Origin of the sequence: Actinoplanes sp. CA-252034 (genome assembly GCF_050956125.1) — a bacterium.
GTDB lineage: Bacteria > Actinomycetota > Actinomycetes > Mycobacteriales > Micromonosporaceae > Actinoplanes.
In genome coordinates this window covers 3,410,652-3,426,414 of the sequence record NZ_CP191846.1, presented here as the reverse complement: position 1 = coordinate 3,426,414, position 15,763 = coordinate 3,410,652, and the positions used below count along the sequence as shown (strand labels likewise).

At 71.8% G+C, this 15,763-nt stretch carries 20 protein-coding genes; 10 read left to right on the top strand and 10 right to left on the bottom strand.

The features are described 5' to 3' along the window. Positions 1 to 47: 47 nt before the first annotated feature. The 3 genes from ACQPZW_RS15350 to ACQPZW_RS15340 are packed head-to-tail and all read right to left on the bottom strand — an operon-like array spanning position 48 to position 2,586. Complete coding sequence (locus tag ACQPZW_RS15350; protein WP_433795547.1) at positions 48 to 296, bottom strand: hypothetical protein; 249 nt, start codon at positions 294 to 296, stop codon at positions 48 to 50. Beyond that, on the bottom strand, positions 293 to 1,837 hold the full coding sequence (locus ACQPZW_RS15345) for a radical SAM protein (RefSeq protein ID WP_433795546.1): 1,545 nt from the start codon (positions 1,835 to 1,837) through the stop codon (positions 293 to 295). The genes ACQPZW_RS15350 and ACQPZW_RS15345 overlap by 4 nt, the downstream gene beginning before the upstream one ends. Then, the gene (locus ACQPZW_RS15340; RefSeq protein ID WP_433795545.1) at positions 1,828 to 2,586 is read right to left on the bottom strand and encodes a prolipoprotein diacylglyceryl transferase; all 759 of its coding nucleotides are present in this window, start codon (positions 2,584 to 2,586) and stop codon (positions 1,828 to 1,830) included. Before ACQPZW_RS15340 ends, ACQPZW_RS15345 begins: the two co-directional genes overlap by 10 nt. Before the next feature lie 108 nt (positions 2,587 to 2,694). Here ACQPZW_RS15340 and ACQPZW_RS15335 point away from each other — a divergent pair, with 108 nt between their 5' ends. Then, positions 2,695 to 3,348 (top strand): hypothetical protein, encoded by a 654-nt coding sequence (locus tag ACQPZW_RS15335; RefSeq protein WP_433795544.1) that lies wholly within the window; start codon positions 2,695 to 2,697, stop codon positions 3,346 to 3,348. Between the two features lie 113 nt (positions 3,349 to 3,461). Here ACQPZW_RS15335 and ACQPZW_RS15330 read toward each other — a convergent pair whose 3' ends face one another. The 3 genes from ACQPZW_RS15330 to ACQPZW_RS15320 form a co-directional block, all read right to left on the bottom strand. Continuing rightward, positions 3,462 to 3,812, bottom strand: coding sequence for an alpha/beta fold hydrolase (locus ACQPZW_RS15330; RefSeq protein WP_433795543.1), 351 nt, complete (start codon positions 3,810 to 3,812; stop codon positions 3,462 to 3,464). Positions 3,813 to 3,817: 5 nt separating this feature from the next. After that, a complete protein-coding gene (locus tag ACQPZW_RS15325; RefSeq protein WP_433795542.1) occupies positions 3,818 to 4,351 on the bottom strand; it encodes an alpha/beta fold hydrolase in 534 nt (177 codons plus the stop codon). Positions 4,352 to 4,446: 95 nt separating this feature from the next. Next, positions 4,447 to 4,857: a hypothetical protein gene (locus ACQPZW_RS15320; RefSeq protein ID WP_433795541.1), complete on the bottom strand. Its 411-nt coding sequence runs from the start codon at positions 4,855 to 4,857 to the stop codon at positions 4,447 to 4,449. 134 nt (positions 4,858 to 4,991) lie between these two features. Here ACQPZW_RS15320 and ACQPZW_RS15315 point away from each other — a divergent pair, with 134 nt between their 5' ends. Continuing rightward, positions 4,992 to 5,270 (top strand): hypothetical protein, encoded by a 279-nt coding sequence (locus tag ACQPZW_RS15315; RefSeq protein ID WP_433795540.1) that lies wholly within the window; start codon positions 4,992 to 4,994, stop codon positions 5,268 to 5,270. A gap of 115 nt (positions 5,271 to 5,385) precedes the next feature. On the opposite strand, the gene ACQPZW_RS15310 is transcribed toward ACQPZW_RS15315, so the two are convergent. Genes ACQPZW_RS15310 through ACQPZW_RS15300 form a run of 3 tightly spaced genes read right to left on the bottom strand, consistent with a single transcriptional unit; the run spans position 5,386 to position 6,952 of the window. Continuing rightward, complete coding sequence (locus ACQPZW_RS15310) at positions 5,386 to 5,787, bottom strand: hypothetical protein (protein WP_433795539.1); 402 nt, start codon at positions 5,785 to 5,787, stop codon at positions 5,386 to 5,388. After that, positions 5,784 to 6,659 carry a methyltransferase domain-containing protein gene (locus ACQPZW_RS15305; RefSeq protein ID WP_433795538.1) on the bottom strand — a complete coding sequence of 292 codons (876 nt, stop codon included), beginning with the start codon at positions 6,657 to 6,659 and terminating at the stop codon, positions 5,784 to 5,786. Before ACQPZW_RS15305 ends, ACQPZW_RS15310 begins: the two co-directional genes overlap by 4 nt. Beyond that, positions 6,659 to 6,952, bottom strand: a complete 294-nt coding sequence (locus ACQPZW_RS15300; protein ID WP_433795537.1) for a hypothetical protein — start codon at positions 6,950 to 6,952, stop codon at positions 6,659 to 6,661. The genes ACQPZW_RS15305 and ACQPZW_RS15300 overlap by 1 nt, the downstream gene beginning before the upstream one ends. Positions 6,953 to 7,035: 83 nt before the next feature. On the opposite strand from ACQPZW_RS15300, the gene ACQPZW_RS15295 reads away from it, so the two are divergent. The 4 genes from ACQPZW_RS15295 to ACQPZW_RS15280 all read left to right on the top strand — a co-directional run bounded on the left by ACQPZW_RS15295 (position 7,036) and on the right by ACQPZW_RS15280 (position 11,174). Then, a complete protein-coding gene (locus ACQPZW_RS15295) occupies positions 7,036 to 7,671 on the top strand; it encodes a TetR/AcrR family transcriptional regulator (RefSeq protein ID WP_433795536.1) in 636 nt (211 codons plus the stop codon). A gap of 88 nt (positions 7,672 to 7,759) precedes the next feature. Then, entirely contained in the window at positions 7,760 to 9,796 is a 2,037-nt protein-coding gene (locus ACQPZW_RS15290; RefSeq protein ID WP_433795535.1) for an FAD-dependent oxidoreductase, read from the top strand. Between the two features lie 8 nt (positions 9,797 to 9,804). Next, positions 9,805 to 10,602 (top strand): crotonase/enoyl-CoA hydratase family protein, encoded by a 798-nt coding sequence (locus ACQPZW_RS15285; protein ID WP_433795534.1) that lies wholly within the window; start codon positions 9,805 to 9,807, stop codon positions 10,600 to 10,602. 11 nt (positions 10,603 to 10,613) lie between these two features. Further along, positions 10,614 to 11,174, top strand: coding sequence for a PadR family transcriptional regulator (locus ACQPZW_RS15280; RefSeq protein ID WP_433795533.1), 561 nt, complete (start codon positions 10,614 to 10,616; stop codon positions 11,172 to 11,174). Positions 11,175 to 11,202: 28 nt separating this feature from the next. Here ACQPZW_RS15280 and ACQPZW_RS15275 read toward each other — a convergent pair whose 3' ends face one another. Next, positions 11,203 to 11,967, bottom strand: coding sequence for a CDP-alcohol phosphatidyltransferase family protein (locus tag ACQPZW_RS15275; protein WP_433795532.1), 765 nt, complete (start codon positions 11,965 to 11,967; stop codon positions 11,203 to 11,205). A 108-nt stretch (positions 11,968 to 12,075) separates the two neighbouring features. On the opposite strand from ACQPZW_RS15275, the gene ACQPZW_RS15270 reads away from it, so the two are divergent. From ACQPZW_RS15270 to ACQPZW_RS15255, 4 genes are all read left to right on the top strand, one after another. Continuing rightward, the gene (locus tag ACQPZW_RS15270; RefSeq protein WP_433795531.1) at positions 12,076 to 13,020 is read left to right on the top strand and encodes a zinc-dependent alcohol dehydrogenase; all 945 of its coding nucleotides are present in this window, start codon (positions 12,076 to 12,078) and stop codon (positions 13,018 to 13,020) included. 56 nt (positions 13,021 to 13,076) lie between these two features. After that, on the top strand, positions 13,077 to 13,475 hold the full coding sequence (locus ACQPZW_RS15265) for a 6-pyruvoyl trahydropterin synthase family protein (RefSeq protein ID WP_433795530.1): 399 nt from the start codon (positions 13,077 to 13,079) through the stop codon (positions 13,473 to 13,475). Further along, complete coding sequence (locus ACQPZW_RS15260; protein ID WP_433795529.1) at positions 13,472 to 14,743, top strand: glycosyltransferase family 4 protein; 1,272 nt, start codon at positions 13,472 to 13,474, stop codon at positions 14,741 to 14,743. Before ACQPZW_RS15265 ends, ACQPZW_RS15260 begins: the two co-directional genes overlap by 4 nt. Before the next feature lie 85 nt (positions 14,744 to 14,828). Continuing rightward, positions 14,829 to 15,758: a class I SAM-dependent methyltransferase gene (locus ACQPZW_RS15255; RefSeq protein ID WP_433795528.1), complete on the top strand. Its 930-nt coding sequence runs from the start codon at positions 14,829 to 14,831 to the stop codon at positions 15,756 to 15,758. The last annotated feature ends 5 nt before the right edge of the window (positions 15,759 to 15,763 follow it).

Genomic DNA, 15,763 nt, shown 5'->3' with positions numbered 1-15,763 from the left:
CAGGCGACCGATACGGCCCCGGCCGGCACCGACCACAGCCGATCGGATCACCTCGGCCACCATGCGCCGGCCGTCGCGATCAGGGCCGCCACCAGCAGCATGGCCAGGTACGCGATGACCACCCGGACGTCGCGCAGCAGGCACGCCGACCGTCGCAGGCCCTGCCGCCGCGCCCGCAGGTATCCCGCGAGGCCGAGCCCCGCGAAGAACACCACCGCCACCGGCCCGCACAGCCAGGTCAGTGCGGCGACGGTGGCGTACACGCAGAGGCGCAGTGGGTCGGGCGGAACGGTCACGACCCGGCGACCCTGGACAGCCGCTGGGCGGAGAGCGCCGGCCAGGCCTGCACCGCGCAGAACGGCGCGCACTGGTCACGGTCGTCGCGGCGGGTGCCGACGTGCACGCAGCACTGCAGGAGCCGTTCCTCGATCATCGTGGCGATGTCCATGAACGGTTTCACGGTGATCCGTTTGACGCGTTCGGCGAGCAGACCGCGCAGCCGCTCCCGGCGGCCGGGCAGCGCCAGAGTGGCCAGGGTGCCGATGCCGAGATCGCAGCCGGCACAGATGTCGTGCCACAGGTCGCCGATCCGGGGATGTGACAGCGACGACTGTTCGGAGAGCAGCCCGAGCACCGACTCGCGGACGGCCTGGCGCAGCTCGGCGGGCAATCCGGTGTCGGCGATCCGGTTGGCGACCAGGTCCGGCGCTTCGGCGAGCAGCGCCAGGAGCCGGTCGTGGCCGATCAGCGAGGTGAGCGACCGCCACCGGCCGGCGTCGTCGCGCAGCAGGTAGCCGACCGAGCAGCAGTGCGGGTGCGAGCAGGGCAGGGCGGTCAGGTCACGCCAGGTGACCCGGTCGCCGGTCTGCGGGCCGAGGCGGGCGAGCACACCGGTGTGGGTGAGGCGGCGGTTCCAGTCGATCGGGCCGGAGCGGCCGGACCCGAACTGGGGCTGCACGGTGACGCCCCCGACGTACGGCGTGGCCAGCGCCCGGTCGATCACCGCGCCGATCTCGCCGTCGTTGACGTCGATGGCCGCCGTCATGGTCAGTGTCGTGAAGATCCCGGCCGCCGAGAGCCGGTCGATCGCCTCCTCCTTGTGCCGGCCCAGGTCGGCGCCGCGGTGGTGCCGGTGCGCGTGGGCGGACGTCCCGTCGTACTGCAGATAGACCTCGACCCGGTCGCGGTGCCGCGCGAGCAGGCCGAGCAGGGCGTCGTCGCGGGCGAGGGTGAGGCCGTTGGTGTTGACCAGCACCCGAACGATCGGCCGCGCGGCCACCTCGTCGAGCAGTTTGGGCAGGTCGGGGTGGAGGGTGGGTTCGCCGCCGGAGAGCATGAGCACGTCGAGGCGGCCGTTCTCCCGGGCCAGCCGTGCGTCGATGTTCGCGAGCACGTCCGCGATCGGCACCGGTTCGCCGGCGGCCGGTGCCGACGAGGCGAAGCAGGTGGGGCAGCGCAGGTTGCAGCCGTCGGTGACGTCGGTGAGCAGGATGCACGTGTGCTGGGTCTGCATCTCCGGCAGCCCGTCGAGGTAGGCGGCGGGCACCGGGGCGAAGTTGCCGGCGACGTCGGGCACGTGCTGTCTGGTGGGCGCCGTCCACTGCTCGAGGTAGGTGAGGATCGCCGGGTCCTCGTCGTAGAGGGTGCGGACCAGGCCGTGGCGTGAGCAGCCGCGTTCCAGCCAGACCCGCTCGTCGCGAATCATCAGCCGGCCCGACAGCCGCGCGACGTCGGCCAGGTCACGGCCGGGGTCGTCGAGGTGGCAGTGCGGGCAGAACGCGTTGACGTACCGATGGATGCGGTCCCCGCGCAGCGGCATCCCGGCGGTCAGGCCCATACGGTCTCCTCCCGGCCGGCGGCGCGCAGCGCGCGCAGTCGCAGACCCAGCAGCGGCAGGCAGCAGAGCAGGAAGATCTGCGGCCGGGTCAGCCCGGCGACGGCGACCTCGTTGCCGCGCACGAACTCGACGGCGAACCGGAACACCGCATAAGCGGTGAGATAAGCGGTGAACAGCACGTCCGGGCGGGTGGGCCGGTCCCGGTAGGCGATCAACAGGGCGAGAGCGAAGACCTGAAACACGATCTCGTACGCGAACGACGGGTGCAGTGGCACCGCAAAAGGCGTCCCCGGGAACCGGGCGGCGTCGGAACGACTCAGCGTGACGCCCCAGGGCGCGCCGGTCGGTGTGCCCGGACGCTCGGTCAGCAGGCAGCCGATCCGGCCGATCGCGAGTCCGGCGGCGACCGCCGGCGCGAACAGGTCGCCGGTGCGCCACGGGTAGCGGCACAACCGTTTGGCGAGGAGCACACCGAGGTAGGCGCCGACCAGGCCGGACAGGATGCTGCGCCCGCCGTAGAGCCACTGCTGCGCGAGTCCGGCGTTGCGGCCGGGGTCGAGGTGCCGGGCCCAACCGGCGAGCCGGCTCACCAGCAGCCCACCGACGAGCGCGCCGGCGACCAGATACCACAGTCGCGGGTCGGAGCGCCGTCGGCGGCGTACCTCGTACGCGAAGAGTGCTCCGGCCACGACGAGCCCCGCGCCGACGAAAACGTCGTGCGCCTCCGCCGGGAGTAGACCGATTTGCACCCTTTGAAGCTATAGCATGATCGACGTGCGCTCGTTGTTCTCACCGAAGGCACGCCGCTCGCCGCCCCCGGGAGCGGGCCGGTCCTCGGTCCGGCGGGAGGCGGCCCGGTGAGCCGCCCTTCAGAGCCGCATCCCGAGGATCTGCGCCGGGCCGCCGACGAGCGGATCGAGGCGACTCTTCGGGCTCTCGGCGTCGGACCGGACGGCGTCGACCTGCTGCCCATGGACCGGTTCACGGGTCCGCCCGACGCGCCCGGCTACCAGCGGGTCCGCCGCGGCGTCACGATTCGCACGCCGCCTCCCGACGTCGATGTCTTCGCCGTCACCGCGGACCTCTGGCGGCAGGGCCTGTGCCAGGTCAGGGACGACCAGACCCCGCACGGACGCGTCCTGACCGGCCACGACCCGTCCGGCTACGAGCTGACCCTCACGTCCGGCGACCGGATCGACCTGATCGTGGCGTCGCCTCCGGTGCTCCGGAAGAGCGATCGCAGCCTGGTGACCGGCATCGTCGTCGGCACGGTGCTGGGCCCGGCCACCTCGTGCGTGTCCATCCTCGCCGCGATCCGCGGCACCGCCTACTTCGAGGGCGCGGGGGGCCTCGCGCTGGCCTGGGCGTGGGTGCCGGTGCTGCTGGTGATCGGCGGCGCCCTGCTGATCTCGCCGTCGACCCGCCGCTTCGGCATCGGCCTGATGATCGGCGTGGCCTCCACCGGCATCATCGTCTCCGGCTTCTGCACGGCGGTGCTGACCGGGCCCTGAACCCACCCGGCGCGCTCCGGCACCCAGGCACCCAGGCACCCAGGCGGCCAGGCGGCCAGGCGGCCAGGCGGCCAGGTCGAGGATTCCGGTCAGGACCCGAGACCAGACGGCGGTCAGGCGGCCAGGTCGAGGATCTCGGTCAGGACCTGGGACCAGACGGCACGGGGTGGGAACTCGTGGCCGACCCCGTCGAGCCAGACCAGGCGGGCCCCGGGGATGCAACGGACCAGCTCCTCGGGGTGGCCCGCGGCGATGTGACGGTCCAGGGTGCCGTGCAGGACGACGGTCGGGGCCTCGATCTCGCCCAGCAGGTCACGGACCGGCGGGCCGTAGCCGGCGAGGCGGTGGTTGAGGCGGCCGGCGGCCAGGTCGGCCGACCGGTCGAAGACACGTTCGGCGAGGAGGCGCAGGTGCGGCTCCTCGGGTGTGAACGGGCCACCGCGGGCGCGAACCTCGTCGATCATGCGGGTCACCGCGGCCCGGCGGTTCGACCAGTCGACCTCGTCGGTGGCGGTGGGCGCTTCGACCGTACGCACACCGGCCGTGACCGTGCCCGCGGAGACGGCGACCGGACCGCCGAGAACGACCGGCGCCTCGCCGGGGCCTCGCCGTCGACGCTCGTCGACATGAGGGTGAGGGTGAGCACCCGCGACGGGTGGTGGACGGCGATGCGCTGGGCGAGGGCGCCGCCGAGCGAGAAGCCGACCAGGTGGGCCGTGGGGACGCGCAGCGCGTCGAGCACGCCGAGCGCGTCATACATCAGGTCGGCGCCGGAGTAGGCGCGGGCGCCCGCCGGGTAGGAGGTCGACCGGCCGGTGTCCCGGTGGTCGTAGCGGATGACGAACCGGCGGCCGGCCGCCAGGCGCCGGCAGAACTCGTCGTCCCACCAGTCCATCGAGCTGGCGTCCGCGGCCAGAAGCAGCAGCGGCGGGTCGACGGGCTCGCCGAAGGTCTCCACGCACATGTGGATGCCGTTGACCGGCATCATCGTCTCGTGCACCACGTGCTCATTGTGGCCAGGCTCACTGACAGCGAGGTTACGCCGACATCACATCGGATGACCGGGCCGCTGAGAGGACCCGGTCATCCGATGGACGCCTACCGGGTCGGTGACGCCGCGACGGCGGCGGCCCGGGCCTGGCCGCGCACCACCCGCAGGGACACCGCGGTCAGGCCGAGCGCGATCCCGAACAGGGCGAGATGCAGGTAGGGGTCGGCGATCGGCACGAACCCGATGATCGCGACCGGGATCTGGACGAGCCCGATCAGGGCGGCGAGCTGCCACCGGCGGCCACCGCGCCACAGCATCGCCGTCCACACCGGCGCGGAGACGACCAGCAGGGTGAGCCCATCCAGCAGCGCGTGCATGGCCGGGTCGTGGACCGCGTTGTGGGCGAAGGCGCTGGTCGGCGAGGCGATCCAGAGACCGGCGAGGACGAGGGCGAGAACGACGGCGGCGCGACGCATGGGATCCTCCAGCGTGATCAGATCGTTGCTCGGAGTAGTCAAGGTAGCACTTCGATGATGAGTCATGTCGATTCATTCGCCCGGTCGGGTTTATTACGCACAGTTGCACTTGAGGCTGATGATCTCGGCCGTTCGGCTAGATGACCACCATGAGTGATCATGACTAACCTGCCCCAGTGCGTTTGATCGAGATAGCCATGGCCAGTGCAATCACTATGAGTATTGGCGGTGTTTCTTACGTTGCGTTGAACCCGACGCAGCTCAAGTCCCGGGCCCAGACCGTTGCCGACCAGACCACCTGCCGCACGGTCGACACCGCGATCGTCGGTTACCTGATGAACAACGGAACCGCCCCGACGTCCGTCCGCCAGCTGAAGGACTACGTGCGCGGCGACATCGCGAGGTACCGCATCGTCAACGGCGTCGCCGCCGGCCCCGGGTGCACGCAGGCATAGAAGAAGTTCACCGCGATGCAACACCGGGACCCCGGCTGTCAACCTCCCCGACTCACGCGTCGATGGTGATCCGCGGCGCGAGGCCGGTTCGACCGCCTGTTGCGCTGCCGTTCGCCTAGAACGCGCTGAAGCTCTCCACGCCGATCAGGTCGAGCACCTCGGAACGCACGTCCGGGCATTCGGCCCGGGTGGCCTCGTCGAGGACGGCGCCGTTCTCGGGCTTGCCGTGGGACTCGAAGAACGTGGCCAGTTTGCCGGCCAGGTTGGCGTGCCGTCCGACCGGGCTACCGATCTCCTTCAGCGCCGGGATCTCGCTTTCCAGGTAGTCGCAGACGTCCTTCGCCGCATAGGAGCCATTCGCCGCCGCGGCCGGGTCGCCGCCCGGTGCGGGTGAGCCCGCCGGCGCCGGTGGGCCGGCCGGTGCGGGTGAGTCGGCGTCGGGCCGGCCGCAGCCCGACAGTACAGCGACCCCGACGATCAGTGTGAGCAATGCCGCGAGACGCCGAGGAGCCGTCATGACGCACCCGTCCCGGGTGTGCGAGCGGTGATCGACCACAGTCCGGCCGGCAGCCGGTAACCGGTGCCGGGGGTGTGGAACCGGGCGAGCAGGCGAGCCGCCCCGGCCCGGGCAGACCCCTGGGCGGCGGGCCCGGCGGCCCGGTAGGCCGCGCCGGCGGGGCCTATCTCGATGAGCCATTCGGCGACCGTCTCCGGGTCGTCCGGCGTCTCGAGGGTGACGTCGTGCGGATGGACGACGACGTCGGTGAAGCCCGCGGCATCCAGCAGCCGGCGCACCCGGGCCGGGTCGGCGAACGCGAAGGGCCCCGCCTCGTCGCCGACGGGCAGCGGTGGCAACGGGCCCAGGTGGGCTGCCGCGCCGAGCAGCGCCGCGGGCAGCCAGGGGTTCGCCGGGCCGTCGCGGAACACCGTCGCGGCCAGCCGGGCGCCGACACGCAGGGACCGCCGGATCGTCGTCAGACCGGCGACCGGGTCGGCGAGCAGCATCAACGTCATCCGGGAGTAGGCGGCGTCGAAAGGTGCTCCCGGCACGACGTCGAGCGTCTCGACATCGCCGGCGACGAACCGCGGCCCCGCTCCGTCCGGCTCGGTGAACCGCCTCCGCGCCGACGCCACCATGGCCTCGGACAGGTCGAGGCCGATCGCGCTGCCCGATGGGGTGACGGCCCGGGCGAGCTCCGCGGTCGTACCGCCACACCCGCAGCCGATGTCCAGCACCCGCTCGCCCGGCCGAGGCTGCAGCCACTCGATCGCCACCGCGCCCAGCGGGCGGCCGATCTCGTCGTGCCGGTCGGCCTGATGGATCCACCCCGGCGCTGTCCGAGCCCAGAAGTCGGCGCTGCGGGCGCGCAGCGCGGCGGTGTCGGCCATCAGAACGGCATCTCGGCGCCGTCGACGCTCACCGACCGGAAGGCGGCGGCTTTCGTCGGGTCGAAGCCGGCCTCCTGGGCGGCCAGCCCGGCGGCCCGGACCAGCCGTTCGGACTGGAACGTGCGGAACGCGGCCTCGTCGACCCAGATGTTGATGATGCGCCAGCCGTCGTCGGACGGCCCGGCCACGTGGGCCAGCAGGCCCGGCGGCCGGTCCGGACCGAGGTGCTGCTCCACCTGCCGGTATTCCTGTTCGCTGACTCCGGGCATGTCCTGAACGACGCCATACGGCATGACCGCTCCCTGCTGTCGAGTCGATCGAGTAGAAGATCGTTAGAGTCAAGCTCTATCGAATAGTAGTGGACTACGATGCAGGCGTGGCTGTCAACCGGCGTTACGTCTCGCCCCGCCGCCAGGAACAGGCCCGCCAGACCCGGCGGGCGATCCTCGACGCGGCCGCCAGACTGTTCGTCGACCCGGGTTACGCAGCGACGCCGCTGACCGCCGTGGCCACCGAGGCGGGTGTCGCCGTGCAGACGGTGTATGCGGTTTTCGGCAACAAGCGCCAGCTGCTCTCCGATCTCGTCGACGTCACCCTGGTCGGCGACGACGAGCAGGTGGCGATGGCGCAGCGGTCGTTCGTCGCCGACATCCGCGCGCTGACCGGCTTGCGGGCGAAGCTCACCCGGTATGCCCGGCATCTCGCCGAGACGCATGCTCGCCAGGTGCACGTGATGCTCGCGCTGGCCGGGGCGGCGACCGCCGACGCCGACGCCGCGGCGATCTGGCGCAAGAACCTGGAGGACCGGCGCCGTGGCATGGAGATGTTCGCCGCCGATCTGGCCGCCACCGGCGAGGTCCTGGCGAGCCGGGAGCGGGCCGCCGACATGCTGTGGCTCGCCCAGGACATCCGCAACTACGACTGGCTGGTGCGCGAGCGGGGATGGCCGGTCGACCGGTTCGAGAGGTGGTATGTGGACAGCGTCGCGGCCGTGCTGAGCGCGCCGGACTGATCAGGCCGGACCGCCGCCAATAGGCAACTTGTTGCATAGGTGATTTGTTGTCTATGCTGCGGCCTACTGGTGGCTGCGAGGAGGCAGAATGACCGGCGCTTTCCCGACGTTGCTCAGCCCGCTCGATCTCGGGCACACGACGCTGCGCAACCGGGTCGTGATGGGGTCGATGCACACCAAGCTCGAGGACCGGAAAAGGGACCTGCCGAAGCTCGCCGCCTTCTTCGCGGAGCGGGCCCGGGGCGGTACGGCGCTGATCGTCACCGGCGGTTACGCGCCGACGTGGCGGGGCTGGCTGCTCCCGTTCGGCAGCCAGATGACCACGGCCGCGCAGGCCCGGGCGCACCGGGTGGTCACCGGCGCGGTGCACGAGCACGACGGCCGGATCCTGTTGCAGGTGCTGCATGCGGGGCGATATGCCTACCACCCGTTCAGCAGGGGCGCGTCGGGGCGGAAGTCGCCGATCACGCCGTTCAAGCCGCGGGCCATGAGCACCCGTGAGGTGGACCGGACGGCGACGGCGTTCGCGCGGGCGGCGGCGCTGGCGAAACGGGCCGGCTACGACGGCGTCGAGATCATGGGCTCCGAGGGCTACCTGATCAACCAGTTCCTGGCGGCGCGCACGAACACCCGTACCGATGCGTGGGGTGGCAGTGCCGCGAAGCGGATGCGGTTTCCGCTGGAGATCGTGAAGCGGACCCGGGACCTGGTCGGCGACGACTTCATCGTGCAGTACCGGATCAGCCTGCTGGACCTCGTCGACGACGCCCAGTCCTGGGAGGAGACCGTCGACCTGGCGCGTGGCCTGCAGGATCGTGGCGTGTCGATCCTGAACACCGGCATCGGCTGGCACGAGGCCCGGGTGCCGACGATCGTGACGTCGGTGCCGCCGGCCGCCTTCGCGTGGGTGACCGGCAAGCTGCGGCGCGAGGTGGACGTGCCGGTGATCGCGTCGAACCGGATCAACCGCCCGGAGATCGCCGAGGAGATCCTGGCCGCCGGGGACGCCGACCTGGTGTCGATGGCGCGCCCGCTGCTGGCCGACGCCGAGTTCGTCAACAAGGCGGCGAGCGGCCGGGAGCGCGAGATCATCACGTGCATCGCGTGCAACCAGGCCTGCCTGGACCACACGTTCAGCAACAAGCGCGCCACGTGCATGCTGAACCCGCGGGCCGCGTACGAGACCGAACTGGTCCTTCTCCCCACCCGTACCCGCAAGAGGATCGCCGTCGTCGGGGCGGGCCCGGCCGGCCTCGCGGCGGCCGTGGAGCTCGCCGGCCGCGGTCACGGGGTGGAGTTGTTCGAGGCCGCCGACCGGATCGGCGGGCAGTTCACGCTGGCGGCACGGATCCCCGGCAAGGAGGACTTCGCGCACACGCTGGCCTACTACCGGCACATGATCGAGACACGCGGGGTCGCGCTGCACCTGAACACCAGGGTCACCGCCGACGACCTGACCGATTTTGACCACGTGATCGTGGCGACCGGGGTGACCCCGCGGATCCCGCCGATCCCGGGCATCGACCATCCGAAGGTGCTCAGCTACCAGCAGCTGATCGGTTCCTCCGCAGAGGTGGGCGACAGAGTCGCGGTGATCGGCGCGGGTGGGATCGGCTTCGACGTGGCCGCGTTCCTGCTGCACGAGCCGGGCGAGAGCGCCGAGCACTGGATGCAGCGCTGGGGCGTGACCGATCCGGACAAGCAGCGCGGCGGCCTGTCGACGAAGGTCGAGGCCCCACCGCGCCGCGAGGTGCATCTGCTGCAACGCAAGGCGGGCACACTCGGCAAGGGCCTGGGCAAGACGACCGGCTGGGTGCACCGGGCGACGCTGCAGGACTCCGGCGTGACCATGCTGGGCGGGGTGGAATATGTCCGGGTCGACGACGCGGGCCTGCACATCACCCTCCCGGTGAACCCGAAGGACCCGAAGTCGGCGCGGGAGTCCCGCACCCTGGCGGTCGACACCGTGGTCGTCTGCGCCGGCCAGGAGTCGGTGAACGACCTGGTCGTGCCACTGACGGCGCGGGGTGTGGACGTGCACGTGATCGGCGGCGCCGACGTGGCCGCCGAGCTCGACGCGAAACGAGCGATCAAACAGGCGACCGAGCTCGCCGCCCGGATCTGAGGACACAGATGACCCTGGTGACCACACGGATCGACGACGGCATCGCGCACGTGCGCCTGTCCCGGCCCGACAAGCTGAACGCGCTCACCCTCGACACCCTCACCGAGCTGGTCGGTGCGGCCCGTACGCTGCGCCGCGACCGGAACGTGCGGGCCGTGGTGATCGCCGGCGACGGCCCCTCCTTCTGCTCCGGCCTGGACATCGCCGGCACGATGAAACAGCCGCGCCGGATCGCCCGGGCCTTCGTGCCGGCGCCGTGGCGTGGCACGAACCTGTTCCAGGAGGCGTGCTGGGCGTGGCGGCGGGTGCCGGTCCCGGTGATCGCGGCCGTGCACGGGCACTGCTACGGCGGTGGTCTGCAGATCGCGCTGGCCGCCGACTTCCGCTTCGCCACCGCTGACTCGAAGTGGTCGGTGCTGGAGGGCAAGTGGGGCATCATCCCCGACATGACCGGCGTGCGCAGCCTGATCGAGGTGGTCGGCCTGGACGTGGCGAAGCGGCTCACCATGACCGCCGAGCAGATCGACGGCGGCGAGGCGGCCCGGCTCGGTCTGGTCACCGAGGTGCACGACGACCCGATCGAGGCGGCGACCGCTTTCGCCCGGCGGCTGGCGACCCGCTCCCCGGACGCGCTGGCCGCCGCGAAGACGCTGTTCGACGGCGCGGTCACGTCGAGCGCTCGCCGCACGTTCGCCCGGGAGCGGCGCGAACAGCTGCGGCTGCTGCTCCTGCGGCGCAACACGAAGATCCTGCAGCGGGCGGCGACGACCAGGACGGCGCCCGAGTTCCGGCCGCGCGGGTCGTAACCTTCAGAACCGTGTCCCTACGCAACGCCGTGCTGGCCGCCCTGATCAACCGGGAGGCCTCCGGATACGAGCTGGCCAAGCAGTTCCACGTGTCGGTCGCCAACTTCTGGACCGCCACGTCGCAGCAGCTCTACCGCGAGCTGGACAGGATGGAGACGGACGGGCTGCTCGTCGCGCGGGTGGTGGCCCAGGAGAAACGGCCCGACAAACGGCTCTTCTCCCTCACCGACGCGGGCCGGGCGGCCTTGACGGCCTTCACCAGGCAGGATCCGAGACCGACGACGGTACGCGACGAGTTGCTCGTGCAGATCGAGGCGCTGGCCCATGCCGACGTGGCGAGCGTACGGTCGTCGATCGAGTCACGCCTGGAGTCGAGCACCCGCCGCCTGGAGTCGTACGAGCAGCGCCTCGCCGAGATCCTGAACGGCCGCACCGAGGACGAGTTCCTGGCCACCGGCAACCGGATCGGCCCGTACCTGACGTTGCAGCGGGGCATCATCTTCGAGCGCGAGAACCTGACGTGGGGCCGCCTGGCCCTCACCGTGCTGTCCCGCCGCTTCCCCGCCGGCTGAGAGCCGGGGTGGCTCCCGGCGGCGTTCCCTAGCCGACCAGGGCGTGCTCGCGGTGCGGGGCGGACCAGCGGCTACGGGCCGCCGAGCGGATCCGGGACGCGTGGTGCAGCCAGGCGATGTCCCGGCCGAACGACCAGGTCAGCGAGGCCAGCGCGACGGCCAGGGCGAGCACGGACAGCCACTCCGGGAGCAGGCCGCTCGCGACGACGGCGAGCATCACGCCCTGCTGGGCGGCGACGACCTTGCGGCCGAAGCGGGGCGGCAGAGCGGCGTTCAGCCAGGGCAGCGCCCACGACGCGGCGACGAAGACGTAGCGGAAGGCGCCGATCGCGACCGCCCACCAGCCGTACTGGGCGCCGGCGTAGATGCTGAGCACCAGGATCAGGAAGGCGTCGATCTCCATGTCGAAACGTGCGCCGAGCGCCGTGCTGGTGCCGGTGCGCCGGGCCACCTGGCCGTCGACGCCGTCCATCGCGAGGGCGACAGCGGCGATGGTGACCAGCAGCGCCGCCGGGGCGCCCGGGGTGAAGACCATCGCGGTGACCCCGCCGGTGAGGATGGCCCGGCCGAACGTGACGGTGTTCGCCCACCCCAGCCGTGTCATCCCGGCGCGCGGTAGCGCGTAGCCGAGCAGACCGCACAGGACCGCCCCGTACGCCACACCGGCCAGCCAGCCCCAGACACTCAACCCGACCGAACCGGCGAGCGCGGCGAGCAGCAGCAGCTGGGCGGCGAACCCGGCCAGCGGAGCCCGGGACGGACTCGTCGTGGTCGTGGCGGTACTGAAGGTCACCGGTCCTCCTGGGCATAGGGTTTAAGCCGCTGTCCCCGATCAACACGCTCGCCGGGGACTTTCGGTTCACCGAGGGAAGGGAACACTTTGACGGCGCGTGCCTTCTGGATGACTTGCCCGGGAACCGGGGAGATACGCACCGAGGAGGTGCCCGATCCCGGTCCGGGTGAGGTGATGGTGCGCACTCTGCACACCGGTGTGAGCCGCGGCACGGAGACGCTGGTGTTCCAGGGCCGTGTCCCGGAGAGCCAGTGGGCGGCGATGCGCGCCCCGTTCCAAGCCGGCGACTTCCCGGGCCCGGTGAAGTACGGCTACCTGAACGTGGGCGTCGTCGAGGCGGGCGTTCCGGAGCTGATCGGCAGGACGGTCTTCTGCCTGTACCCGCATCAGACCCGCTACGTGGTGCCGGCGGACGCGGTCACGGTGATCCCGGACGGGGTGCCCGCGGCGCGTGCGGTGCTGGCCGGCACGGTGGAGACGGCGGTGAACGCGGTCTGGGACGCGGCGCCGCAGATCGGCGACCGGATCACGGTGATCGGCGGCGGCATGGTCGGCGCCTCGGTCGCGGCGGTCCTGGCCGGCCTGCCCGCCACGGACGTCGAGCTGGTCGACATCGATCCCACCCGGGGCGACCTGGCCGCGTCACTCGGCATCCGATTCGCGGTGCCGGAGGACGCGCGCGGCGACCGTGACCTGGTCATCCACGCCAGCGCCACCGAAGCGGGCCTGCACCGCGGCCTGGAACTGCTCCGCGCCGAGGGCACCCTGGTCGAGCTGAGCTGGTTCGGCGACCGGCAGATCACCGTACCCCTGGGTGAGAATTTCCACAGCCGCCGCCTGACGATCCGCAGCAGCCAGGTCGGCGGCATCTCCCCCACCCGCCACCGGACCTACGCCGATCGCTTCCAGGTCGCCCTGGAGCTCCTCGAAGACGCGCGATTCGATGCGCTGATCACCGGCCACAGCGACTTCGACGACCTACCGGGGGTGCTGCCGCGACTCGCCGACGGCACGCTCCAGGCGCTCTGTCACGTCATCCACCACCCGATTTGATCTTTCCGCATCGGGTACCCGTAGTACCGCACCGGAACACACCTGAGGAGTAGCCCTTGTTCAGCGTCACCGTCCGCGATCACATCATGATCGCGCACAGCTTCAGCGGCGAGGTCTTCGGACCGGCGCAGCGCCTGCACGGCGCCACCTTCGTGGTGGATGCGACGTTCCGCCGCCCCGAGCTGGACGACGACAACATCGTGGTCGACATCGGCCGGGCGAGCGAGCAGCTGCACAACATCTGCTCCGGGCTCTCCTACCGCAACCTCGACGACGACCCGGAGTTCACCGGCGTCAACACGTCCACCGAGTTCCTCGCCAAGGTCATCGCCGACCGTCTCGCCGTCCGCGCGCAGGCCGGCGAGCTCGGCCCCGGCGCCACCGGCCTGTCCGGCCTGTCCGTCACCCTCCACGAGTCACACATCGCCTGGGCGACCTACGAGCGAGACCTGTGACCTTCCCGCTGCACGCGGTGCTGCCGGCGTCGATCGACGACCCGGCGGCACCGAGCGGCGGGAACCGCTACGACCGCGAGATCCTCCGGCGGCTGCAAGAACCCGCGGAGACCCGCTCGCCCGAGGTCTCCGGTGGTCCCTCTTCCGAAGACCATGCGGAGGTACGGCCACTCCTCCCCGCCGCGCGCAAGAGGCCGGAGCGTGCGCCCACGACGACCGAAGGCGCCGCCTACGACGGGCGCGACCACCGCCTCGGTGACGCGGCCGTGTTCGACGTGCGCGAGCATCTTTTCGGCGGCACCTGGCCCCGCCCCGCCGAACCTGACCGGCAGGCCCTGGCCACACTGCTCAGCGCTATCCCCGACGGAGACCTGGTCCTGCTCGACGGCCTGATCGCCTGCGGTGTCCCCGACCTGCTCGAACCCCACTCCACCCGCCTGAGACTCGCCGTCCTGGTCCACCTGCCGCTCAGCGACGAGACCGGCCTCGCCGACCACGACGCCGCCGAGCTGCGCGCCCTCGAGTCCCACGCCCTGCGCCTGGCCGCCACGGTCGTCGCCACGAGCGAGCCGGCCGCCCGCCGCGTCGAGGAGTTGCACGGCATGACCGGCGTGCACGCGGTCGCTCCCGGGGTCGATCCGGCCCCGCTCGCCGAGCCCTCCCCCACCGGTCACCGCCTGCTCAACGTGGCGTCGCTGACCCCGCGCAAGGGCCAGGACCTGTTGATCACCGCCCTGCAGCAGCTGCCCGACCTGTCGTGGACGTGCACGGTCGCGGGCGCCGGCCGGATTCCCGCCCTGGACGTGCCGCCTCCGAAGGCCTTGACGCTCAACACGACCGGATTCTTGGCACCGACGTGGACGCCCCGCCCGGTAACGGGGCCGGACGAGCACGCCGTGCGGTTCGTCGGCGCGCTGAACGGGACGGACCTCGACGATGCGTACGCGAATGCCGATCTGTTCGTGTTGCCGTCGCGGGCCGAGACGTACGGCATGGTGGTGACCGAGGCCCTGGCCCGTGGCCTGCCAGTGGTCGCCGCGGACGTCGGCGGGGTCCCCGAGGCGCTGGGCGCCGCACCCGGCGGCGGAATCCCCGGACGGCTGATCCCGCCGAACGACCGCGACGCCCTGGCCGCCGCCCTGCGCGACTGGCTCACCGACGGTGAGCTGCGCCGACGGTGGCGCGCGCACGCACGGGCACGCCGTGACACGCTGACCGGCTGGGACGAGGCCGCCCGCCGCCTGGCCCGGGTGCTGACCGGCCTCTGACCGGCGATAAGAAGATGCCGACGGGAACGACGAGGCCCATGAGAACCACGAGGCCCATGAGAACGACGATGCCGAGGAGGCACACATGACCGAGGTGCACGGCAAGATCGAATCGGGGACGCCGCTGGTGACCGGTGAGGGACGGCTGGGCGGTCCGCTGCCCGGCGCCGGCCCCCGGACCGGCCCGTTCAGCGAGACCGGGCCGGACGGTCACCGGGAGGCGGGCGGCGCCGAGGGGGCCACCATCAGCGACGAGGGCGAGTTCAGCGCCGCGTGGCTGTCGCTGCGCGAACCGGCCGACGCCGCCGCGCGGGCGCTGGACCTGCTGGACCTGTTGCCCGGAACGGTCCGCACGGTCCGCGACCTGGGCTGCGGGACCGGTTCGCTGGGGCGCTGGCTGTCGCCCCGGCTCGGCCCCGGCCAGCACTGGATCATGACGGACCGGGATCCGGCACTGCTCGTACGGGCCGCCGCGGGCATGCCTAAGGGTGTGACGGTCAGCACACAGCAGCTGGATGTCGCCGAGCTCACCCCGGCGGAGCTGGCGGGCACCGACCTGGTGACCTGTTCGGCCCTGCTGGACCTGCTCACCACCGAGGAGGTGGAACGGCTGGCCGGAGTGTGCGCCGAGGCGCGGGTGCCGGTCCTGTTCACCCTGTCGGTGACCGGTGAGGTGCAGTTGGCGCCGCAGGATCCGCTCGACACCGAGATCGAGGCGGCGTTCAACGCCCACCAGCGCCGGGTGGTCGACGGTCGGCGGCTGCTCGGCCCGGACGCCGCGCAGGCCGCCGTGGACGCCTTCACGAGGGTGGGAGCGACCGTCACGGTCCGCCCGAGCCCCTGGCGCCTGAGCCCGGCGATGCCCGCACTGACCGCCGAATGGCTGCGCGGCTGGGTCGGCGCGGCCGTCGAGGAGCGCCCTGACCTGCCCGTCGGCGACTATCTGGACCGCCGTCTGGCAGCACTTCCGCACGCTTCGGTGGGTCACAAGGATGTTTTGGCGATCTTCGAGTGAACCCT